Origin of the sequence: Pseudomonas sp. SWRI81 (assembly GCF_014268545.1) — a bacterium.
Taxonomy (GTDB): domain Bacteria; phylum Pseudomonadota; class Gammaproteobacteria; order Pseudomonadales; family Pseudomonadaceae; genus Aquipseudomonas; species Aquipseudomonas hamedanensis.
This window is the reverse complement of sequence record NZ_JABWQS010000009.1, coordinates 144855-167576: the sequence shown is the minus strand read 5'-3', so window position 1 is coordinate 167576 and position 22722 is coordinate 144855. Positions and strand designations below refer to the sequence as shown.

The window sequence follows — 22722 nt, the reverse complement described above, 5'->3', positions numbered from 1 at the left end:
CGATGTCGGTCTATCAGTCACATCTTGTTAGCTGACACAACGCCATCGCGAGCAGGCTCACTCCTACAAGGGAACTGTGTGGGGGGCGGGAGGCTGGGTTAAGATGCCCACCACCCAAAAACAACAAGGCTCACCTCGCTCCATGGCGGAAAAAGACACCATTGCCATCCAACTGGTGCGCGAAGCGCTGCTGCAAAGCTGTGCGCCGGGCGCGGCCACGGAAGAGGCGTTGAACAAGGTTGGCATCGATCCGGCGCTACTGATGACGGATCAGGGCAGGGTGCCGGCCTCGCAGTACGCCAGGCTCTGGCGTCTGCTGGCCCGGCGCGGCGATGACGAATTCTTCGGCATGGACCCGCGCAAGCTCAAGTCCGGCAGCCTGGCCTTTCTGTGCCGCAGCGCGATGGCGCAACCGACGTTGGCGGCGGGTCTGGAGAACGGCTTGAGTTTTTTGTCGTTGATGCTTGAACGGCTGCCGGCGCAACTGGTGCGTCAGCAGAGCCTCGCCGAAATCGTCCTGCTCGAAGACGACGCAGACCCGCGCCGCGCCTTCACTTATTTCACTTATTGGATGATCGTCCACGGCGTCGCCTGTTGGCTGGCGGGGCGCCGGATACCGATTCTGGCAATTGAGCTGCGTTGCGCGGAGCCGGCGTTCATCGATGACTACCAGGTGATGTTCTCCGACAACCTGCGCTTCGACCGCCCGCGCACACGGATGATTTTTTCCGCCGATTGCCTCGATCTGCCGATCAAGCGCAGTGCCGAAGAACTGAAACGCTTCCTGGCTCACGCCCCGGCCAACATTCTGGTGAAGTACCGCGACCCGCAAAGCCTCGCCAGTCGGATCAAGCACGATCTACGGCAACTGCCAGCCGAACAGTGGCCGGAAACCGAGGCACTGGCCCAGCAACTGTGCATGTCCGCCTCGACCCTGCGCCGGCGCCTGGCCGAAGAGGGGCAGACCTATCAAGGCCTCAAGGACAGCGTGCGCAAGGAGTTGGCGATTACCTGGCTGGCTGAGCCTTCGATCAGTTTTGTCGAGATTGCCAGTCGCCTGGGCTTTGCGGATGCGAGTTCGTTCTATAAGGCGTTTCGCAAGTGGTCGGGGTCGAACCCTGGACACTACCGGACGTTGATTCTCAACGAAGTCGTCTGACCCGAACTTCCAGGCGCTTATATCGGCCCTTTCGCGAGCAGGCTCGCTCCCACACTTTTGGAATGCATTCTCTGTGGGAGCGAGCCTGCTCGCGAAAGCGTCCGACCCGGCGACACATTTCCCAAGCCTTGGCCAAACCAGTCAGCCACTTTGATAGCTTTGACCATTGCCGCCCAAGCCCCGCAGCGCGACTATTCCCCTGTTGTTTACGGTTCCCAGCCTAATAAAAACACCGAGGGATTCTGGCAATGCGCGATTACCTGTCTGCCACCGCACAGTTCAATTATCAGCACACCGTGGAGGCCGCGCTCAGCGGTACGCTTGAGGCGCTCAACGCCTGTGTCGAATGTTGCGATCGCCATGCCTTGCCCGGGCGCATTGCGCTGTTCTGGGAAGGTCGTGACGGCGCCAGCGCGACGTACACGTTCAGCGATCTGCAGGACCAGGCCGCGCGTTTCGCCAATTTCCTTCTCGCCCAGGGTGTGCGCAAGGGCGACCGGGTCGCCGGTTTGCTGCCGCGCAATATCGAACTGCTCATCACGGTGTTCGCCACTTGGCGCATTGGCGCGGTGTATCAGCCGTTGTTTACCGCATTCGGCCCCAAAGCCCTCGAACATCGCCTGAACAGCTCCGGGGCGAAAGTCGTGGTCACTGACGCGGTCAACCGGTCGAAACTCGCCGAAGTTGCCGACTGCCCGACCATCGTTACGGTCGGCGGCAGCAAAGGCCAGGGCATCGTGCGCGGCGATTTCAGTTTCTGGGCCGAACTGGGCAATCACTCGAACATCTGCGAACCGGTACTGCTCAATGGCGAAGACCCGTTCCTGCTGATGTTCACCTCGGGCACCACCGGGCCGTCGAAAGCGCTGTCGGTGCCGCTCAAGGCTATCGTTGCATTTCAGAGTTACACCCGCGATGCGGTGGACCTGCGCCCCGAAGATGCCTTCTGGAACGTGGCCGATCCGGGTTGGGCCTACGGCATCTATTTCGGCGTCACCGGGCCGCTGGCGATGGGGCACCCGATCACGTTCTACGACGGGCCGTTCACCCTTGAAAGCACCTGCCGGGTGATCAACAAGTACGGCATCACCAACCTCACCGGATCGCCGACGGCGTACCGTTTGCTGATTGCCGGCGGTGACACGTTCGCCAAGTCGGTCAAAGGCAAACTGCGCGTCGTCAGCAGCGCTGGCGAGCCGCTGAACCCGGAAGTCATCCGCTGGTTCGCCGACAACCTCGACGTGGTCATTCATGATCATTACGGCCAGACCGAGCTGGGCATGGTGCTGTGCAATCACCATGGCCTCGATCACCCGGTGCACATCGGCGCCGCCGGCTTCGCCTCGCCGGGCCATCGCATTGTTGTGCTGGACGAGCACTACAACGAGCTTGGGGCCGGACAGCCGGGCATCCTCGCCATTGACCGTGGGCAATCACCGATGTGCTGGTTCGGCGGTTACGAAGGCGCACCGACCAAGGCCTTCGTCGGCAATTACTACCTGAGCGGCGACACCGTGGAATGGAACCCGGACGGCAGCATCAGTTTTGTCGGTCGAAGCGATGATGTGATTACCACCTCCGGCTATCGCGTCGGCCCGTTCGACGTCGAAAGCGCGCTGATCGAACACCCGGCCGTGGTCGAAGCGGCGGTGGTCGGCAAACCCGACCCGGAGCGCACCGAACTGGTCAAAGCCTTTGTCGTGTTGAGTGCGCAATATCGCGCGGCGCCGGAGCTGGCCGAAGAACTGCGCCAGCACGTGCGCAAGCGCCTGGCCGCGCATTCCTACCCGCGTGAAATCGAATTTGTCAGCGAATTGCCCAAGACCCCCAGTGGCAAATTGCAGCGCTTTATCTTGCGCAACCAGGAAATCGCCAAGGCTCAAGAGGCCGCGGCGCACAACGTTTCAGCTTGAATCCAAGGGAACACCGACATGCAGATCGACAACAAGGTTTTTATCGTCACCGGCGGCGCTTCTGGCCTCGGCGCCGCCACGGCTGAGCTGCTGGTGAACGCCGGTGCCAAGGTGATGCTCGTGGACATGAATGCCGAAGCGCTTGCCGCTCAAGCCCAGCGCCTGGGTGCGCAAAGCGTCGTCGCGGACATCAGCAACGAAGCCGCGGCCGAGGCTGCTGTGCAGGCGACCGTCGCCGCGTTTGGCAGCCTCAACGGTCTGGTCAACTGCGCCGGCATCGTCCGGGGCGAGAAGATCCTTGGCAAGAACGGCCCGCATGCGCTGGCCAGTTTCGCCCAGGTCATCAACGTCAACCTGGTCGGCAGTTTCAACATGCTGCGCCTGGCGGCTGCGGCCATTGCAGAAAGCGAAGCCAATGCCGACGGCGAACGCGGCGTGATCATCAACACCGCCTCGGTCGCCGCGTTCGACGGGCAGATTGGCCAAGCCGCGTATTCGGCATCGAAAGGCGCGATTGCCAGCCTGACCCTGCCGGCCGCCCGTGAGCTGGCGCGTTTCGGCATTCGCGTAATGACCATTGCACCGGGCATTTTCGAAACCCCGATGATGGCCGGCATGACCCCCGAAGTGCGCGACTCGCTGGCCGCCGGCGTGCCGTTCCCGCCGCGCCTGGGCAAGCCGGCCGAGTACGCCGCGCTGGTGCGGCACATCATCGAAAACAGCATGCTTAATGGCGAGGTGATCCGTCTCGACGGCGCCTTGCGCATGGCGGCCAAGTAAGGAGGAACCATCATGACTGTTTCCAACGATCCGATTGTTATCGTCAGTGCCGTGCGCACGCCAATGGGCGGCTTTCAGGGCGAGCTGAAAAGCCTCACCGCTCCACAACTCGGCGCCGCCGCGATCAAGGCCGCGGTTGAACGCGCCGGTGTCGCCAGCGATGCGGTTGATGAAGTGCTGTTCGGTTGCGTCTTGCCCGCCGGCCTCGGTCAGGCTCCGGCACGTCAGGCCGCGCTGGGCGCCGGGCTGGATAAATCCACCCGCTGCACCACCGTCAACAAGATGTGCGGCTCGGGCATGCAAACCACCATCATGGCCCACGACATGCTGCTCGCGGGCAGTGCCGACGTGGTCATCGCCGGCGGTATGGAGAGCATGTCCAACTCGCCGTACTTGCTGGATCGTGCCCGCGCCGGTTATCGCATGGGCCATGGCCGTGTACTCGACTCGATGTTCCTCGACGGCCTCGAAGACGCCTATGACAAAGGACGCTTGATGGGCACCTTCGCCGAGGATTGCGCCGAGACCAATGGCTTCAGCCGCGAAGCGCAGGACGCCTTCGCCATCGCCTCGACCACCCGCGCACAGCAGGCGATCAAGGATGGCAGCTTCCAGGACGAAATCGTCCCGCTGACCGTGACCGTCGGCAAAGAACAGGTGCTGATCAGTCACGACGAGCAGCCGCCGAAAGCCAAACTCGACAAAGTCGCCTCGCTGAAACCGGCCTTCCGCGAAGGCGGCACGGTGACGGCGGCGAACTCCAGTTCGATCTCCGATGGCGCTGCTGCGCTGGTGCTGATGCGCCAGTCTCACGCGCAGCAACTGGGCCTCACACCACTGGCTGTGATTCATGGTCATGCGGCGTTCGCCGACACGCCGGGGCTGTTTCCGACCGCGCCGATCGGCGCGATCAAAACCCTGCTGAAACGGACTGGATGGGCGCTGGATCAGGTTGATCTGTTCGAAGTCAACGAAGCGTTTGCCGTGGTCGGCATGGCGGCGATGACGCATCTGCAGATCCCGCACGACAAGCTCAATGTGCACGGCGGCGCCTGTGCGCTGGGCCACCCGATCGGTGCGTCGGGCGCGCGGATTCTGGTGACGCTGCTGGCGGCGCTGCGGCAGAAACAGCTCAAACGCGGGATTGCGGCCATCTGCATCGGCGGCGGCGAAGCCACGGCCATGGCTGTGGAATGCCTCTATTGAGGTAAACAACAATCCCTGTGGGAGCGAGCTTGCTCGCGAAGGCGTTCTGTCAGCCAACATTAGGGTTGAATGACACACCGCCTTCGCGAGCAAGCTCGCTCCCACAGGGGTTCTTTGTGGTAACCCGGATTTAAGGATTCACCATGATTCCCAACCAAGACCAACAACAGATCCGTGACATGGCCCGGCAGTTTGCCGGGGAGCGTCTCAAGCCGTTCGCCGCCGAGTGGGATCGCGAGCACCGGTTCCCCAGAGAAGCCATCTCTGAGATGGCTGAACTGGGCTTCTTCGGCATGCTCGTGCCGGAGCAGTGGGGTGGCTGCGACACCGGCTATCTGGCCTACGCCATGGCTCTGGAGGAAATCGCCGCCGGCGATGGCGCCTGCTCGACGATCATGAGCGTGCACAACTCGGTCGGTTGCGTGCCGATTCTCAAGTTCGGCAACGACGATCAACGCGAGCGATTCCTCAAACCGCTGGCCAGCGGCGCGATGCTCGGCGCCTTTGCCCTGACCGAGCCGCAGGCCGGTTCTGACGCCAGCAGCCTGAAAACCCGCGCACGCCTGGAAGGCGATCACTACGTGCTCAATGGCTGCAAACAGTTCATCACTTCCGGGCAGAATGCCGGTGTGGTGATTGTGTTTGCCGTGACCGATCCGAGCGCCGGCAAGCGCGGCATCAGCGCGTTTATCGTGCCGACCGACTCGCCGGGCTATAAGGTCGCAAGGGTCGAAGACAAACTCGGCCAGCACGCTTCAGACACTTGCCAGATTCTCTTTGAGGACGTCAAAGTCCCGGTAGCCAATCGGCTGGGCGAGGAGGGCGAGGGCTATAAAATCGCCCTGGCGAATCTTGAGGGCGGCCGCGTCGGTATTGCTTCCCAGGCCGTCGGCATGGCGCGCGCCGCGTTCGAAGCGGCGCGTGATTACGCCCGCGAGCGCGACACCTTCGGCAAGCCGATCATCGAACATCAGGCCGTTGCGTTCCGCCTCGCCGACATGGCCACGCAAATCGCCGTGGCCCGGCAGATGGTGCATTACGCTGCGGCCCTGCGCGACAGCGGTCAGCCGGCGCTGGTGGAGGCGTCGATGGCCAAACTGTTTGCTTCGGAAATGGCCGAAAAGGTCTGCTCCATGGCCTTGCAAACCCTCGGCGGTTACGGTTACCTCAACGACTTCCCGCTGGAACGCATTTACCGCGATGTGCGTGTCTGCCAGATCTACGAAGGCACCAGCGACATTCAACGCATGGTCATTTCGCGCAATCTCTGACAAGGAATTTTATTCATGACTTACGAAACGATCCTCCTGGAAATCCGCGACCGCGTTGGCCTGATTACCCTCAACCGGCCCCAGGCGCTGAATGCCTTGAACGCGCAACTGGTCAGCGAAGTGAACCACGCCCTCGACGCGCTGGAAGCCGACGCGAACATTGGCTGCATCGTCCTCACGGGGTCGAAAAAAGCCTTTGCCGCCGGTGCCGACATCAAGGAAATGGCCGAGCTGACCTATCCGCAGATCTACATGGACGATCTGTTCAGCGACAGCGATCGCGTCGCCAACCGACGCAAGCCGATCATCGCCGCGGTCAACGGCTTTGCTCTTGGCGGGGGGTGTGAACTGGCGCTGATGTGCGACTTCATTCTGGCCGGCGACAACGCCAGATTCGGCCAACCGGAAATCAACCTTGGCGTCCTTCCGGGCATGGGCGGCACCCAGCGCCTGACCCGCGCCGTGGGCAAGGCCAAAGCCATGGACATGTGCCTGAGCGGGCGCATGATCGATGCCGTGGAAGCCGAGCGTTGCGGCATCGTCGCGCGCATCGTGCCGAGCGATGAATTGCTGGCAGAAGCGCTGAAGGTTGCGGCGGTGATTGCCAGCAAGTCACTGCCGATTGCGATGATGATCAAGGAAAGCGTCAACCGCGCTTTTGAAGTGAACCTGACTGAAGGCGTACGCTTCGAGCGCCGGGTGTTCCATGCGGCGTTTGCCACCCAGGATCAGAAGGAAGGGATGGCCGCGTTTGTCGGTAAGCGCGATCCGGTGTTCCGGGGCAAGTGATGCAGCGTCCGGGCTGACGCCTTCGCGAGCAGGCTCGCTCCCACAAGGTTATGCGAGTACTCGCAGCATTTGTGGACAACAAAGCCACTGAGGGACCAGGCCTGCTCCCTCTGGTTTTTTGGCTGTCAGCAGGTCCTGTGAACACTGGAAACCACTGTGGGAGCGGGCTTGCTCGCGAATGCGATCTGTCAGCCAGAGCAGTGCTGACTGACCCACTGCCTTCGGGAGCAAGCCCCCTCCCACATTGAATCTGCGCTGCACACACGTTCCCTGTAGGAGTGAGCCTGCTCGCGATGGCGGTTTGTCAGTCACTCTATCTGCTGACTGACCCACTGCCTTCGGGAGCAAACCCCCTCCCACATTGAACCTGCGCTGCACACACACATTCCTTGTGGGAGCGAGCCTGCTCGCGAAGCTTTTAGAGCTGATAGTTCTTCAGATCGCGCGCAATCACCATTCGCTGTATCTCGCTCGACCCCTCATAAATCTGGGTAATCCGCGCATCGCGGTAGTACTTCTCGACCGGGTAATCTTCGAGATAGCCGTAGCCGCCATGAATCTGGATCGCCGAAGAGCACACTTTCTCGGCCATTTCCGAAGCAAACAGCTTGGCCTGCGACGCCTCGGACAGGCAGGGTTTGCCCGCCGTGCGCAACCGCGCCGCATGCAGAATCATCAACCGGGCTGCGTTGATTTGCATGTGCATGTCCGCCAGCAGATTAGCGATGCTCTGGTGCTCGATGATCGGTTTGTCGAACTGCACCCGGTCTTTCGAATACGCCAGCGCCGCTTCGAACGCCGCCCGGGCGATGCCCAGCGCTTGCGCGGCGATGCCGATACGGCCGCCTTCAAGGTTGGACAGGGCAATCGCCAGCCCCTTGCCGCGCTCACCCAGCAGATTTGCTTCAGGAATGGCGCAGTTATTGAGCGTCACCGCGCAGGTATCGGACGCGCGGATACCCATTTTGTGCTCAGTGCGGTCGACGATGAATCCCGGTGTGTCGGTCGGCACCAGAAACGCCGAGAGGCCTTTCTTGCCCAGGTCCGGATCGGTCACGGCGAATATGATCGCCAGTTTCGCCCGCTTGCCGTTGCTGACAAATTGCTTGGCGCCGTTGATCACCCATTGGCCGTCACGCAATTCAGCGCGGGTGCGCAGGTTGTGTGCTTCGGAACCCGCTTGCGGTTCGGTCAGGCAGAAGCAACCAATGGTTTCACCGCTGGCCAGCGATGCCAGCCAGGTCTGTTTTTGTGCTTCGCTGCCGTAGTTGAGCACCGGACCGCAGCCGACCGAGTTATGGATGCTCATGAACGCGCCCGTCGCCCCGTCGCCGGCAGAAATCTCTTCCACGGCCAGTGCGTAAGCGACGTAATCCATGTAAGTGCCGCCCCATTCTTCAGGCACCACCATGCCGAGCAGGCCCAGCTCGCCCATTTTCGCAACCAGGGCGTCGTCGATCCAGCCGGCCTTTTCCCAGGCTTGCGCGTGGGGGGCGATTTCGCCGCGGGCAAAGTCCCGGGCCATGTCGCGGATCATCACTTGTTCTTCAGTCAGTTCGAGATCGTGCATGGCTCAGTTCCCGCTTTCATCAAAACCGTGGAAGAAACTCGCAACCTTCGCCGCGTCCAGCCCTGCGAGGGTTGGCGGGTTCCAGCGAGGTGACTTGTCCTTGTCGATCAGCAGCGCGCGGACGCCTTCAATCAAGTCGCCACGGGCGAACCACTGGCGATCCAGATGCAGTTCAAGGGCGAAGCAGTGTTCCAGGCTCAAGTGGCGACCGCGACGGAGCATTTCCAGCGTCACCGCCATGGCCAGCGGCGAGCGGGTTTCGAGCAGATCGGCCGTGGCGGTGGCCCATTCATGGCTGTCGGCGACAGTCACGGCACGCAGTTGCTCGACCATGCTTGGCACGTCGGGCAAGGCGAAAAAGTGGTCGATGACCGGGCGCAGCGTTTGCAGCGGCGCATCAGGCAGGGTCTGCACGGCGTGTTTTGCCAGCAGGTTCTGCAGGGCCTTGAGCGGCGTGTCCTGCCACTCCATCTGGTCGAGTTTCTCGTCGAGCAGCGACAGTTTGCTGCTGTACAGGTACCAGTCGGCCAGCCCGCAGTACAACGCATCGGCTGCACGAATCTGCACGCCGCTGACACCCAGGTAAATCCCCAGTTCGCCGGGAATGCGCGAGAGAAAATAGCTGCCGCCGACATCCGGGAAATAGCCGATGGCGACTTCCGGCATCGCCAGACGACTTTTCTCGGTGACCACCCGCAGGTCGGCGCCTTGCACCAGACCCATGCCGCCGCCGAGGACGAAACCGTCCATCAAGGCCAGCACCGGTTTGCGGTAGTGATGAAGGGTCAGGTCGAGGGCGTATTCCTCGACGAAGAAATCTTCGTGCAGGGTGTCGCCACTGTTGTAACTGTCGTACAGCGATCGAATATCGCCACCGGCACAGAACGCTTTCTCGCCGGCACCGCGCAGGACCACCGCGTTGACATCGGCGTCCGTCGCCCAAGCGTCGAGCTGGCGCTGTAGCTGGCGCACCATGTCGAGGGTGATGGCGTTGAGGCCGGCGGGGCGATTGAGGGTCAGGTGCCCGATGTGGTTGCGCACCTCGGCCAGCACTTCGTTTTGCGTGGCATCCATGGACGGGGTCCGCGGGGATGAAGCCTGAGCTGTCATCAGTAACTCCCTGCTTTTATTGTCTTTATTCGAGAAGCTCGCGCGCGAGCGTTAACGGATCCTAACAGTGCAAATTTGCCTTGTACAATGTGGATATGTGCAGGGGGAGTCTGCATTTTTATCTTATGGTTGCGGTCTGGGTAGGAGCTGCCGAAGGCTGCGATCTTTTGATCTTGATCTTGATCTTGATCTTTAAGAGCAAGATCAAAAGATCGCAGCCTCGTTGCACTCGTCAGCTCCTACGGTTAGTGCGTACGGGCGGCGTTTGCTGTGTCAGCGGGTGAAGACTTCGCCGATGCTGCGGCGCTTGGCGTGCAGTTCGGTGGCGTGGATCAGCCGTTCGAGGTCTTCGGGGGTGACGTCGATGAAGGCTTCCATGTCTGCCAATGCGCGCTTGAGGTCTTCGGCGGTAATGGCCTGACTGTCGACCGGAACCACCGGCGGGGCCGGATCGGCCGGGCGTTTCGGGTAGCGGATGCGCGTCAGGTTGTTGTAGGCCAGGGCGCTTGCAAGCATGCACACCGCGCCGAGCATCACCGGTTCCATGGCTTTCCAGTCCAGGGCGATGGTCGCCGGGTCGGCCAGCACCAGCGTAAGCGCGAGGGCGCCGGCCGGTGGGTGCAGGCAACGCAGCCAGCACATCAGGATCAGCGCCATGCCCGCCGCCAGACAGGCGCTGCCGAGGGTGCGCCCGAGTACGTGAGCGACCAGCAACGCAACGACGCCGGCACACAGATAGCCACCGAGAATCGACCACGGCTGGGCGAGGGCGCCGGAGGAGACGGCGAACAGCAGCACGGCCGACGCGCCCAATGGGCCGATCAGGTGATAAGCGACTTCATGACCGAACACCTGGGCACACAGCCACACGCTGAACAGCGTGCCCAGCGCCATGCCGATGGCGGCGCGGCTCCATTCGGTGGGGCGGGTGTTGATGGCGGCGGGCAACCAGCGAGCAAGCATGTAGAGCCAATCCTTAACAAAATCCGGGCAAAAAAAAGGACTTGTCCGGCAAATCCGGAAAGCCCTCGAAGCGTTCCAACATTGGGGGAGGAACGCGCACAGTGTGCCGTTCCGTGACGATGCTGACAAATTCATATAAATGCAGCTTTAGTGCATTATTTTTGAGTTATGGCGATGCGTCGACCGCTCATGAAACACAAGTAGCCGCCTACTGCGGCCAATGCGCTCAAAGCGTAAAACATGCTCGGCGCCGGCGTGTGCATCAGCAGAAAACCGCATATGACCGGGCTGGCCGCACCGCCCAGTGCCGCCAGGTTCTGCGCGCCGTAGTAGCTGCCGCGCAAGTGTTCCGGGGCCAACGTGTCGACAAATAGAAAGTCTGCGGGATAGATGATCATCTCGCCCAGGGTAAAGATGAACATCGCCACGCACCAACTGACGAGACTGTCGGCCAGACTGAAGCCGATCAGCCCAACGATGAACAGGGCGGTGCCGCCGGCGATCCAGTGGCGCAGGCGTTCGCGGGTCAGTAAACGGCCGACCTGATATTGCAGCAGGATTACGCTGATCGCGTTGCAGGCGAGCAGGGCGGCCATGGTGTCGAGCGTCTGTTGCTGGGTGTGGGTGAGCAACAGATATTGCGACAAATACAAGGTGAAGCGCCCGTGCACCAAGGTGCTGAGCAGGCAACCGAGGGTGAACAGGACCATCGTGCGGTCGTTTTTCAGAATGACCAGCGTGTTCACAAAGCTCGGAGGTGGGTTGATCGATGATTCCGGCTTGGCGTCCCTGCCGACGCCGAGCAACAGAAAAATGCTGCCAATGGCAATTGCCCCTGCGACCAGAAACGGCGCCGCAGGCTCTACACCGGCGATCACCACGCCGATCATCGGACCGACCGCATAGCCGATATTGGTCAACGTGTAATTGAGGGAGAACGCCTTGACCCGTTGGCCCACCGACAGGTTTTCACTGAGGATGGCCTTGGAGCAGATCAGGAACAGGGCAGACGCCGTTTCGCTGATGATCAGCACCAGGGTGGTCAGATACAGGTTCTGTGCGAAGGTCAGCAGGATCAGACCGATCCCGCTTGAGAGCATGGTCAGGATCAGCAGGCGGCGCTTGTCCAGGCGATCGATGATGTAACCGCCGTAAAGCGAAAGTAGCGTGGCGCTGAATACCGCGATCCCCAGCAACAGCCCGACGTCCTGGGGGTTAAGCCCGAGAGTGTTGCTGAGGAACAAGGTCAACAACGGGCTGATCAGGGCGCGGCTGATGACGACGCTCAACGAACTGATCATCAAGCGGCGGATGAGGCGCGAGTAGGTGGCCACGGAGGTCAATGTCCTTATTTCAAAGCCGGGCAGGCGAACGCTATCCTCTCTGTGCAGGCTCTGCCGGTCAAGCTGAGACATATCTGTGGCAGGAGCTTGCTCCCAAAGGTCTGGTGAACACCGGGGCTATTTACAGCCCACCACAAAACCAATGTGGGAGAGGCCTTGCTCCCACAGGTTTGGGGTGCGCCGGGGCAATTGCTGACCACCAAAAAAACCAATGTGGGAGGGGGCTTGCTCCCGAAAGCGGTGGGTCAGTCAGCATTGATATCGACTTACAGGCCGCCTTCGCGAGCAAGCCCGCTCCCACAGGTTTGGAGTGCAACAGAGTTATTACTGATCATCACAAAACCAATTGTGGGAGGGGCTTGCTCCCACAGGTTTGGGGTGCGCCGGGGCAATTGCTGACCACCAAAAAAACCAATGTGGGAGCGGGCTTGCTCCCGAAAGCGGTGGGTCAGTCAGCATTGATATCGACTTACAGGCCGCCTTCGCGAGCAAGCCCGCTCCCACAGGTTTGGAGTGCAACAGAGTTATTACTGATCATCACAAAACCAATTGTGGGAGGGGCTTGCTCCCACAGGTTTGGGGTGCGCCGGGACAATTGCTGACCACCAAAAAAACCAATGTGGGACAGGCCTTGCTTCCACAGGCTGGGTGTGGGCTTTGTTCACGCGACGTCCGAGGCGTGCGTCCACTGTTGCAACGAAATCGGCAATTTGCGCGATTCACCGCGGCCCATCGGGAAGTATTGGAAGCCGTTGCGCGCCAGGCGGTCGGCGTCGTACAGGTTGCGCCCGTCGAAAATCACCGGACTGTTGAGGCGTTGCTTGATCAGGTCAAAGTCCGGTGCCTTGAACTGCTGCCATTCGGTGCAGATGATCAGCGCATCGGCGCCGGGCAGGACCGATTCCGGGGTGCCCATCAACAGCAGTTTTGATTGGTCCGGATACAGCTTCTGGGTTTCCTGCATGGCCTCCGGGTCAAACGCGCGCACGCTGGCGCCGGCGGCCCACAACGCTTCCAGCAGGACCCGGCTCGGCGCATCGCGCATGTCGTCGGTATTGGGTTTGAACGCCAGGCCCCACAGGGCGAAAGTCTTGCCGCGCAGTTCGCCTTTGTAGAAGGCATTGATGCGTTCGAACAGCTTGTGCTTCTGCCGCTGGTTGATCGCTTCGACCGCTTGCAGCAAATCGCTGGAGCAGTGTGCCTGTTCAGCGCTGTGGATCAGCGCGCGCATGTCTTTGGGGAAACATGAGCCGCCGTATCCGCAGCCGGGATAGATGAAGTGATAACCGATGCGCGTGTCAGCACCGATGCCCTGGCGCACCGATTCAATGTCAGCGCCCAGGTGTTCGGCCAGTTCGGCGATCTGGTTGATAAAGCTGATCTTGGTCGCGAGCATGCAATTGGCCGCGTACTTGGTCAGCTCGGCGCTGCGCAGGTCCATGAACAGGATGCGATCGTGGTTGCGGTTGAACGGCGTGTACAGATCGCGCATCACATCGCGCACCGCATCGCCTTCGCAGCCAATAACGATGCGGTCCGGACGGCGGCAGTCGGCAACCGCCGAACCTTCCTTGAGAAACTCCGGATTGGACACCACATCGAAATGCAGCAGACGGCCAACCTTGATCAGCGCTTTTTCAATGTGCGTGCGCAGGGCATCGCCGGTGCCGACCGGCACCGTGGATTTTTCCACGACGATCAAGGGCTGCTGGCGATGACGGGCAATCGCGTCACCAACCGCCAGCACATGGCGCAGGTCCGCCGAGCCGTCTTCGCGCGAGGGCGTGCCGACCGCGATGAACGCCACCCGGCCATGCTGCACCGCGAGTTGCTCATCAGTGGTGAATTGCAGCCGCTTTGAATCCAGCCCCTCGCGCACCAGACTCGCCAGCCCCGGTTCGAAGATGCTCACGTGGCCCTGACGCAACAGGTCGACTTTATTCTGGTCGATGTCCATACACACGACATCATGACCAACCTCTGCCAGCACTGCCGCTTGCACCAGACCGACATAACCACTGCCAAACACTGTGATTTTCATCGAACACTCCTGAGCGCTGTTCCTTGCGTCAGGATAAGAAGGTCATGTTTCAGTTCGCCTACCGTGTGTTGTCGGTAGCAACACTGTGCAGTCAGCGAGGAAGCAGACCGTTCGGGGAATGCCCGATTGACTTTTGCCCTCACGAACGGCAGGTTGTCGGCCTTTTGCGGAAACCCCTGTTATTGAGTCATGCCGTTTTTTGCCAAAGATGCCCGTACAGAGCGGTCGGCTACTTATCTTTCCGTCTCCAAAGCCACCGTAATGATGTTCTGCGTGCAGTGTTTTTTTTGTTGAATCGTTTTCTATTTCAAGGCCGTTTCGTTTGATCGACTTATCGAGTACTGAATCCACCCCGTCCAACTCCAATCCGCTGACGCTGTATCTGGCACGCCTGGCGCCGTCCAGCCAACTGACCATGCGTTATATCCTGCAGGACGCTGCCGATCGTCTGGGTTTCGAAGACATTGATATCGAGGAAATCCCCTGGCACGGGTTGCAGCCTGAGGATGTCGTCGCCCTGGTCGCCGCGTTGCGCGCCGACGGTTACGCGCCCAATACTTCATCGCTGTATGTGAACGCCGTGCGCGGCGTGATGAACGAAGCCTGGCGCATGAGCCTGATCACTCAGGATCACCTGTTGAAGATCCGCTCGGTCAAAGGCATTGCCGGCACGCGGCTGGCGCAGGGGCGTAATCTCAAACGCACCTTGATTCGTGAGCTGATGGACGTCTGCGCGGCCGACCCGCGGCCGCAAGGGCTGCGCGATGCTGCGGTGATTGCGCTGCTGTACGGCACCGGCATGCGCAAATCGGAATCGGTCGACCTGGACCTCAATCAGGTCGATTTCACCGAACGCAGCCTGACCGTCACGGGCAAGGGCAACAAGCAACTGATCAAGTACGCGCCGGCGTGGGCGTTCGCCAAGCTCGATGCGTGGCTCGAACTGCGGCGCTCGCAGCTCAAGGAAGGGGAGAGCGACGATGCGTTTCTGTTCAACCGTATTCGCCGTGGCAACCACATCACTCGTGAGCGCATCACCAAGCACGCGATCTACTACATCGCCCGCCAGCGTGGCACCCAGGTCGGGGTGAAGATCATGCCCCACGACTTTCGCCGGTCGTTCATTACCCGGGTCATCGAAGAGCACGACTTGTCGATTGCGCAAAAACTGGCGCATCACAGCAATATCCAGACGACCGCCAACTACGATGTGCGCGATGACAACGAGCGGCGGCGGGCGGTGGATCGCTTTGACTTGTAGGTGGATTCAGGACGCGGTCGGGCAACTGAACGTCTCACTCGCCGCCGCCTGATTTATCGCGGCGGCGAGGCGTTTGACGTTGCTTTGCTGGGCACCGACCAGGTCCTCGATGCTTGTGCCGGACGGTGTTTGAATCAGGGTGCGACAGGTCAGCGTCGATGGGTTGGCCTCGGCACGCTGGCGCAGGCGCCACTTCACATCGATCAGTGCGTACTGGCCGGGAATCGAGTCGAACCGCTGCACGTCGATGCGCACCGACACCGGCTGCTGACGGACGCCGGCACTGAGCTGCTCGTTCAGCGCACCGCGCAACTCATCGGCGAGGGTGGCGGCCCACCAGTCTGCTTCCAGAATCGCCACGCCGCTGTTGCCCTGGCGGATGACGATTTGCGCGCGATCGACCTGGGGCGGCACGGTGATGCCTTCAATGGCAATCTCCGCACCGCTTATGCCAGCACCCGGCTGGACCGGGGTCAGGGTGTGAAAGCTGATCGGGTCGCTGCGGCACGCTCCCAGCAACAGACACGCAGCGAGCACGGTGATCTTCAGCGGTACAGCCATGGTTCAGCTCCTGTGCTCAATTGCGCGGCGGCCCTTGCAGATCCAGTGGCGCAGCGTTGTCGGGACGGCCGCGGATCAGCGATTCGGGATGCCGGCCCAGATAATCCGAGAGTTCGCGCAGCGAGCGCGACATGCGTCCGAGTTCGTCGAGGGTCTCGGTGAGTTTCTCGCGCTGCGGCGAATCTTCAGCCAGCGTCGAGCTGGCCGATTGCAGGGTCTTGCTGAGGTCGCCCAAGGTGGTTTGTACGCCCGGCAAGGTTCTGCCGTTGAACTGGGCCAGGCCTTTGCGCAGCTCGACCAGATTGCTGTCGAGGTTGTTGGCAATGCGGTCTATCGGCAGTTTGTTGACCTTGTCGACCATGGCTTCGAGTTTTTCCTGCATCTGTTCGAGGCTGCCCGGCACGGTCGGGATCACTACCGGGCGCAACGTTGGGTCGAACGCGACTTTTTCCGCTTTCGGGAAGAAGTCCAGGGCGATATACAACTGCCCGGTCAGCAGGTTGCCACTGCGCGCCTGGGCACGCAGGCCGTTGTCGATGAACGTGCCCATCAGCCGTATGCCCGCGGCTTCGTCGTTGGGGTCATGCTTGAAGGCGGTGAGCATTTTCGAGTACGCCTGGCCGAGGCGCTGCGGGTAGATGACGATGCCGACATTCAGCGGGAAGCTGCGTTTTTTCGCGTCGAAATCCAGATTGATCGCCACCACGCGACCGATCTCCATGCCGAGGAACTCCACCGGTGCATCGACCTTGAGCCCGCGCAGGGCCTGGTCGAAACGCAGGCTCAGGTATTGCGCCTTGCCATTGGGTGGGGCGAGTGCAGTCTGTTGGTCGGCGAACAATTCGAAGTTTTTATCGTCGGGGGCAGCGCTGTCGTTGGGGTTGTAATTGGGCGCGCGGAAGGCGATGCCGCCCACCAGCAGCGTCGAGAGCGACTCGGTTTTTACCGCAAAGCCGTTGGCGCCGACATTGATGTCGATGCCGCTGGCGTTCCAGAAACGGGTGTTTTCGGTGACAAAGGCATCGTTCGGGGCATGGATGAACACTTCGATATTTACGCCTTTGCCGTCAGGGTCCAGCGTGTAGGTGACGACCTGGCCGACCGGGATCTTGCGGTAATACACCGGCGAGCCGATGTCCAACGAGCCGAGGTCTGGGGCATGCAACATGAAGCGCTTGCCGGGTTCGCCATAGGTGATCGGCGGCGGGTTCTCCAGCCCCTTGAAGTTTTTGGCGCGGTTGTTGGACTGGCCAATGTCGGCGCCGATGTAGTCGCCGGAGAGCAGCGTGTCGATACCTGAAACCCCGCCAGCGCCGATCCGTGGGCGCACGACCCAGAATTGCGAGTCTTCGCGGGTGAAGGTTTCGGCCTGCTTGGCCAGTTTGACCGTGGCGTTGACGTTTTTCTGGTCGTCGCTCAGTTCGACCCCGGTGACATGGCCGATCACCACGTTGCGGTATTTCACTTCAGTCTTGTTGGCCGTCAGACCGCTGCCGGTCTTGAAGGTCAGGACGATGGTCGGGCCTTCCTGCATGACGTTGTGCACGACCAGCGAGATGCCGACCAGCACCGCCACGATCGGCACGATCCACACCAGCGAAATGCCGAAACGGCGGGTTTTGATTGGCGCCTGGCCGGGTGCTCGCGGCTCGTCGGTGGCTGACGACTTCATCCATGTCCTCCTCGATTGATTGGGCACTGAGCGTCAGGAACGCCAAAGCACCTCATGAATATAGAAGTGCTTGGCGATAGAGCAAATGTGAATAGGTAACCTGCCAGGCGAATTTTGCGGCAGGTGTTGCCGAAGGCTTCGATGTAGGGACGCAGAGCGTCCCTGGCCGCATTCCCACGCAGAGCATGGGAACGATCACAGGTCAGCCGAAGATTTCCCGCAGGCGATACCAGAACATGCCCAACGCCAACAGCGGCGAGCGCAAGGCCGGGCCGCCGGGGAAGGTCATGTGCGGCACAGCGCTGAACACGTCCAGACCTTGGCTATGACCGACGTGAATCGCCTCGCCAAGCAGTTTTGCGCACCAGTGGGTGACGTTGAGGCCATGACCGGAATAGCCCTGGGCGTAGAACACGTTCGGGTGTTGCTTGAGGCGACCGACCTGGGGAAAGCGGTTGGCGGTGATGCCGATTTTGCCGCCCCACTGGTAGTCGATACGCACGTCCGCCAGTTGCGGAAAGACTTTGAGCATTTTCGGACGCATATAAGCCGCAATGTCCGCCGGGTCGCGACCCGAGTAATGGCAGGCACCGCCGAACAGAATGCGCCGGTCTGCCGAGAGCCGGTAATAATCCAGGCCGACTTTCTGGTCACAAAGGGCCAGGTTGTGCGGGATCAATTGCGCGGCGCGCGCTTCGGACAGCGGCTCGGTGGCGATAATGTAGCTGCCGGCCGGCAGGACTTTGCCGCTGAGCTGCGGTTCGAGTTCGTCCAGATGCGCGTTGCAGCCGAGCACCAGACTGCCGGCGCGCACGCTGCCGCTGGCGCAACGAACCTGCACGGTCGCACCGTGAATGATTTCCAGCACCGGGCTCTGCTCGAAAATCCGCACGCCCAGTTGCGCAGCCACGCGGGCTTCGCCCTGGACCAGATCGAGCGGATGCAAATGGCCTGACCCCATGTCCACCAGCCCGCCGGCATACACACTGGCATCAACCACTTGCTCGCGGATTCGCTCAGGGCCGACCAACCGTGTTTCGTGGGCGTACCCGAGGTCGGCAAGGCTGGCTTGCTCGTCCTTGAAGGCGGCAAATTGCGCCGCCGTGTTAGCCAGCTCGCAAAAGCCCCAGCGCAAATCGCACTCAATGCCGTGGGCACTGACACGCTGGCGCACCAGTTCCACCGAATCGATGCCGGCGCGCTGTAAATAGCTCACGCCTTGCTGGCCGACGTATTTGCCGAAGCCGTCGACGTCATGGCCGATCCCGCGGATCAACTGACCGCCGTTGCGCCCGCTGGCGCCCCAACCGATGCGCCGGGCTTCGATGAGGATCACCGAGAGCCCGCGCTGCGCCAGTTCGATGGCGGTGTTGACGCCGGTGAACCCGCCGCCGATGACGCAGACGTCCGCGCTCAGATCGCCATCCAGCAGCGGGTAGGGTGTCGTCGCCCGGGCCGAAGCGGCGTAATAGGAACGGGCGTGTTGCTGGGTGTACTGATTCATTTGTTCGACTTCACTTTGCTCCAGGAACGGGTCATCAGACGCATGATGGCCTGGGGCGGGGTCGTGGAGATGTACAGTTTGTCGAGTACGGCCTGAGGCGGGTACACCTCGGGGTTGTTGACCAGTTCCGGATCCATGTATTGCTTGGCGGCAGGGTTCGGGTTGGCGTAACCGACCGAGGCGCTGACCTTGGCAATCACCTGCGGATCGAGCAGGTAATTAATGAAGGCGTGGGCTTCTTTGGCATTGCTGGCGTCGGCGGGAATTGCCAACAGGTCGAACCAAAGGTTGGCGCCTTCCTTGGGAATGGCATAGGCGATGTTCACGCCGTTGTTGGCTTCTTTGGCGCGATTGGCGGCCTGAAACACGTCGCCGGAATAACCGAAGGCCACGCAGATGTCGCCGTTGGCCAAGTCCGAGACGTATTTTGAGGAATGGAAATAGGTGATGTACGGGCGGATGCTCAGCAGCTTTGCCTCGGCCTTTTTGTAGTCTTCGGGACTTTCGCTGCGTGGGTCCATGCCCATGTAGTTGAGCACGGCCGGGAAGACTTCGTCGGCGGAGTCCATCATCGACACACCGCACTGGGAGAGCTTCTTCAGGTTCTCGGGTTCGAACAGCACGGCCCAGGAGTCGATGCGATCGATGCCGAGCACTTGCTTGACCTTGTCGACGTTATAGCCGATGCCATTGGTGCCCCACAGGTACGGCACCGAGTGCTGATTTCCTGGGTCATTTTTATCCAGTAATTCAAGCAGTTTGGGGTCGAGGTTAATCCAGTTTGGTAACTGCGAGCGGTCCAGTTTCATGAATGCGCCGGCCTTCACCTGACGGGCGAGAAAATGGTTGGACGGCACGACCACGTCATAACCGGTGCGCCCGGCCAGGAGTTTGCCTTCGAGGGTTTCGTTGGAATCGAAGACGTCGTAGATCACTTTGATCCCGGTCTTGCTCTGGAAGTCGGCGAGGGTGGTTTCGCCGATATAGTCGGTCCAGTTGTAGACGCTGACCGTCGGCTGGGCGTGGGCTACGGCGCTGAACAAAACGCTCAGGGCGACCGGGAGTACGGATTTCAACAGACGCATTTCAACACCTCTTATTCTTCGATTTATCAGGCGCGCCCCCCACAAGGACGGTGCAGATTTGGATCAGACGCTGAGCAGCAGGAACTCGCGCTCCCAGGAGCTGATCACGCGTTTGAAGTTTTCGTGTTCGGCGCGTTTCACCGCGACATAACCGCGGACGAATTTGCTGCCCAGGTATTCGGCCACTGTCGGGCACTCTTCCATCTGCGTCAGTGCTTCTTCGATGGTGATCGGCAGGCGCAGATTGCGCCGCTCATAAGCTCGGCCCTCGACTGCCGCGCTCGGTTCGACCTTCTCGACCATGCCGAGGTAGCCGCAGAGCAGGCTCGCCGCGATTGCCAGGTACGGGTTGGCGTCGGCGCCGGGCAAACGGTTTTCCACGCGCATCGACTCAGGTCCCGAGGTCGGCACGCGCAATCCCACGGTGCGGTTTTCCTCACCCCATTCAACGTTGACCGGTGCCGAGGTGTCCGGCAAAAAGCGGCGGAACGAATTCACGTTGGGCGCAAACATCGGCAGGACTTTGGGAATGTATTTCTGCAGGCCGCCGATGTGCTGGCGGAACAGTTCGCTCATGCTGCCGTCGGTGTTGGCGAAGATCGGCTGGCCGGTGGCGATGTCGACGACGCTCTGGTGCAAGTGCATGGCGCTGCCCGGCTCGTCGCCGATCGGCTTGGCCATGAACGTTGCCGTCACGTTGTGCTTGAGTGCCGCTTCGCGCAGGGTGCGTTTGAACACGGTGATCTGGTCGGCCAGATCCAGCGCGTCGCCGTGGCGAAAGTTGATTTCCATCTGCGCCGGGCCGTCTTCGTGGATCAGTGTGTCGAGGTCCAGGCCCTGCAATTCGCACCAGTCATAGACGTCTTCGAACAGCGGATCGAATTCGTTGGCGGCATCGATGGAAAACGACTGCCGACCGCTTTCCGCACGGCCCGAACGTCCCAGCGGTGCCTTGAGCGGCAGGTCCGGGTCTTCGCAGCGCTGCGTCAGGTAGAACTCCATCTCCGGCGCAACGATCGGCTTCCAGCCTTTATCGGTGTATAGCTGCAAAACTTTTTTCAGCACGTTGCGCGGCGACAGTTCGATCGGGTTGCCAAACTTGTCGAAGGTGTCGTGGATGACGATGGCGGTCGGTTCGATCGCCCACGGGATGACATACACGGCGTCGGAAACCGGCTTGCAGACCATGTCGATGTCGGCCGGGTCGAGCAAATCGTAGTAGATGTCGTCGTCGACAAAATCCCCGGTTACCGTTTGCAGCAGCACACTTTCCGGCAGGCGCATGCCGCGCTCATGCAGGAACTTGTTGGTCGGTGCAATCTTGCCGCGGGCGATGCCGGTCAGGTCGCTGACCACGCATTCGACTTCGGTAATCTTGTGATCTTTCAGCCACGTGAACAGCTGATCGAAAGGGGCATTCATAAGGACCTCGTTATTGGTTTTATAGACGCCGGGGAGGGCGGGTTTCATCTTCCGCCCCTTCCCCTGTGGCGCGTTGGCGTCTATCTTGGGCGCGGCTGGTGAATCCATCTATCCACTTTAAGCAGCACCAAAGCGCACCAAAAGAGTGCGCAAGGTCACTCCATGACGACGTGCAATCCGCTCCAGGTTCAAGCCTTCAATACCGCCGATGTCGCTGAACAAGTCCGCGCCACTCCGGGCTGGGTCCAGCATTACCAACAGATGTCGCCGGGGCATTTCGCCGGGCAGATCCGCTATCTGGATCTGCAAGGCGTCGAGGTCTACGAAGAGCAAATGAATACTCGGGTCGAGCAAAATTTCAGCGCGCCAACGGGTGCCCTGGCCTTTTGTTTCGATCGCAGCGACAACGCGCTGTACCTGCTCAACGAAGAGAGCCGCAACATCTGGATCACCCCGGAGAACTACCAGGAAATCGCCGTGGTGTTCGGCCCGGCCTTCGTCCGTGAGCACGCGCTGGATGTGGCGAAATTCGACGGGCTGTTCATGGCGCCGCTCACTTGCGGGCAGAACGCCTTGTTCAGTCGCTGGTTAAGCTCGACTCTCACGAAGTTGTCGCAAACCATTGATATCGATAGCAAAGAGGTGTTGGCCGAGCAGTTGCTGGAAGATTGTTTGTTCATCCTCGACAACGCACAAGCGCGCCTCGATCGCAGCGGCCTGCAACGGCGCGGCGAAGAACGGATGATCATGAAACGCGTGGGGGAGTGGGCGGCGGATTCGCCGGAAGATGCGCTCAATCTGCTTGAACTGGCGCAGGTGGCGGGGGTGTCGCTACGGCAATTGCAACAGGCCTTCAAGGCCTACACGGGGATGACGCCAAGTCACTGGTTGCGCTTGCGTCGACTGAACAGCGCGCACCGCGAACTGCTCAGGCGCAGGCCTTCGGAAACCACCGTGGCCGAGGTGGCGATGCACTGGTCGTTCTGGCATCTGGGGCGGTTTTCCAGCAGCTATCGGGCGCTGTTCAAAGAGCTGCCGAGCGAGACGCTCAAGCGCAGTTGAGGCCGGACGG

At 60.9% G+C, this 22722-nt stretch carries 18 protein-coding genes and 1 pseudogene; 9 read left to right on the top strand and 10 right to left on the bottom strand.

Annotated features, from left to right (window positions below):
• Window positions 1-142: 142 nt before the first annotated feature.
• The 7 genes and pseudogenes from HU765_RS08765 to HU765_RS08740 all read left to right on the top strand — a co-directional run bounded on the left by HU765_RS08765 (window position 143) and on the right by HU765_RS08740 (window position 7118).
• Window positions 143-1159, top strand: coding sequence for an AraC family transcriptional regulator (locus HU765_RS08765; RefSeq protein ID WP_186619788.1), 1017 nt, complete (start codon window positions 143-145; stop codon window positions 1157-1159).
• A gap of 248 nt (window positions 1160-1407) precedes the next feature.
• The gene (locus HU765_RS08760) at window positions 1408-3072 is read left to right on the top strand and encodes an AMP-binding protein (RefSeq protein ID WP_186619779.1); all 1665 of its coding nucleotides are present in this window, start codon (window positions 1408-1410) and stop codon (window positions 3070-3072) included.
• An 18-nt stretch (window positions 3073-3090) separates the two neighbouring features.
• On the top strand, window positions 3091-3852 hold the full coding sequence (locus HU765_RS08755) for an SDR family NAD(P)-dependent oxidoreductase (RefSeq protein WP_186619778.1): 762 nt from the start codon (window positions 3091-3093) through the stop codon (window positions 3850-3852).
• A gap of 12 nt (window positions 3853-3864) precedes the next feature.
• Window positions 3865-5058, top strand: coding sequence for an acetyl-CoA C-acyltransferase (locus tag HU765_RS08750; protein WP_186619777.1), 1194 nt, complete (start codon window positions 3865-3867; stop codon window positions 5056-5058).
• An 11-nt stretch (window positions 5059-5069) separates the two neighbouring features.
• Window positions 5070-5165 (top strand): annotated as a pseudogene (locus HU765_RS27075) (metal ABC transporter ATP-binding protein); the annotation flags it as partial.
• 36 nt (window positions 5166-5201) lie between these two features.
• Window positions 5202-6329 carry an acyl-CoA dehydrogenase gene (locus HU765_RS08745; protein ID WP_186619776.1) on the top strand — a complete coding sequence of 376 codons (1128 nt, stop codon included), beginning with the start codon at window positions 5202-5204 and terminating at the stop codon, window positions 6327-6329.
• A gap of 15 nt (window positions 6330-6344) precedes the next feature.
• Window positions 6345-7118 (top strand): enoyl-CoA hydratase, encoded by a 774-nt coding sequence (locus tag HU765_RS08740; RefSeq protein WP_186619775.1) that lies wholly within the window; start codon window positions 6345-6347, stop codon window positions 7116-7118.
• A 418-nt stretch (window positions 7119-7536) separates the two neighbouring features.
• Here the strand turns inward: HU765_RS08740 and HU765_RS08735 are convergent, their stop codons facing one another.
• From HU765_RS08735 to HU765_RS08715, 5 genes are all read right to left on the bottom strand, one after another.
• The gene (locus HU765_RS08735; protein ID WP_186619774.1) at window positions 7537-8688 is read right to left on the bottom strand and encodes an acyl-CoA dehydrogenase family protein; all 1152 of its coding nucleotides are present in this window, start codon (window positions 8686-8688) and stop codon (window positions 7537-7539) included.
• Between the two features lie 3 nt (window positions 8689-8691).
• Entirely contained in the window at window positions 8692-9798 is a 1107-nt protein-coding gene (locus HU765_RS08730) for an enoyl-CoA hydratase/isomerase family protein (protein WP_186619773.1), read from the bottom strand.
• A gap of 273 nt (window positions 9799-10071) precedes the next feature.
• Window positions 10072-10761 (bottom strand): HPP family protein, encoded by a 690-nt coding sequence (locus HU765_RS08725; protein ID WP_186619772.1) that lies wholly within the window; start codon window positions 10759-10761, stop codon window positions 10072-10074.
• A gap of 155 nt (window positions 10762-10916) precedes the next feature.
• Window positions 10917-12095, bottom strand: a complete 1179-nt coding sequence (locus tag HU765_RS08720; RefSeq protein WP_186619771.1) for an MFS transporter — start codon at window positions 12093-12095, stop codon at window positions 10917-10919.
• Between the two features lie 670 nt (window positions 12096-12765).
• Window positions 12766-14145 carry a UDP-glucose/GDP-mannose dehydrogenase family protein gene (locus tag HU765_RS08715; RefSeq protein ID WP_186619770.1) on the bottom strand — a complete coding sequence of 460 codons (1380 nt, stop codon included), beginning with the start codon at window positions 14143-14145 and terminating at the stop codon, window positions 12766-12768.
• A gap of 415 nt (window positions 14146-14560) precedes the next feature.
• Here HU765_RS08715 and HU765_RS08710 point away from each other — a divergent pair, with 415 nt between their 5' ends.
• Window positions 14561-15406: a tyrosine-type recombinase/integrase gene (locus HU765_RS08710; RefSeq protein WP_238344673.1), complete on the top strand. Its 846-nt coding sequence runs from the start codon at window positions 14561-14563 to the stop codon at window positions 15404-15406.
• A 6-nt stretch (window positions 15407-15412) separates the two neighbouring features.
• Here HU765_RS08710 and HU765_RS08705 read toward each other — a convergent pair whose 3' ends face one another.
• From HU765_RS08705 to HU765_RS08685, 5 genes are all read right to left on the bottom strand, one after another.
• A complete protein-coding gene (locus tag HU765_RS08705) occupies window positions 15413-15967 on the bottom strand; it encodes a PqiC family protein (RefSeq protein WP_186619769.1) in 555 nt (184 codons plus the stop codon).
• A gap of 16 nt (window positions 15968-15983) precedes the next feature.
• On the bottom strand, window positions 15984-17639 hold the full coding sequence (locus tag HU765_RS08700) for an MlaD family protein (protein WP_186619768.1): 1656 nt from the start codon (window positions 17637-17639) through the stop codon (window positions 15984-15986).
• A 202-nt stretch (window positions 17640-17841) separates the two neighbouring features.
• The gene (locus HU765_RS08695) at window positions 17842-19143 is read right to left on the bottom strand and encodes an FAD-binding oxidoreductase (protein ID WP_186619767.1); all 1302 of its coding nucleotides are present in this window, start codon (window positions 19141-19143) and stop codon (window positions 17842-17844) included.
• Window positions 19140-20228: a polyamine ABC transporter substrate-binding protein gene (locus HU765_RS08690; protein ID WP_186619766.1), complete on the bottom strand. Its 1089-nt coding sequence runs from the start codon at window positions 20226-20228 to the stop codon at window positions 19140-19142. The genes HU765_RS08695 and HU765_RS08690 overlap by 4 nt, the downstream gene beginning before the upstream one ends.
• Window positions 20229-20291: 63 nt before the next feature.
• Window positions 20292-21650 (bottom strand): glutamine synthetase family protein, encoded by a 1359-nt coding sequence (locus HU765_RS08685; RefSeq protein ID WP_186619765.1) that lies wholly within the window; start codon window positions 21648-21650, stop codon window positions 20292-20294.
• A gap of 162 nt (window positions 21651-21812) precedes the next feature.
• On the opposite strand from HU765_RS08685, the gene HU765_RS08680 reads away from it, so the two are divergent.
• A complete protein-coding gene (locus HU765_RS08680) occupies window positions 21813-22712 on the top strand; it encodes a helix-turn-helix domain-containing protein (RefSeq protein WP_186619764.1) in 900 nt (299 codons plus the stop codon).
• Window positions 22713-22722 lie beyond the last annotated feature (10 nt).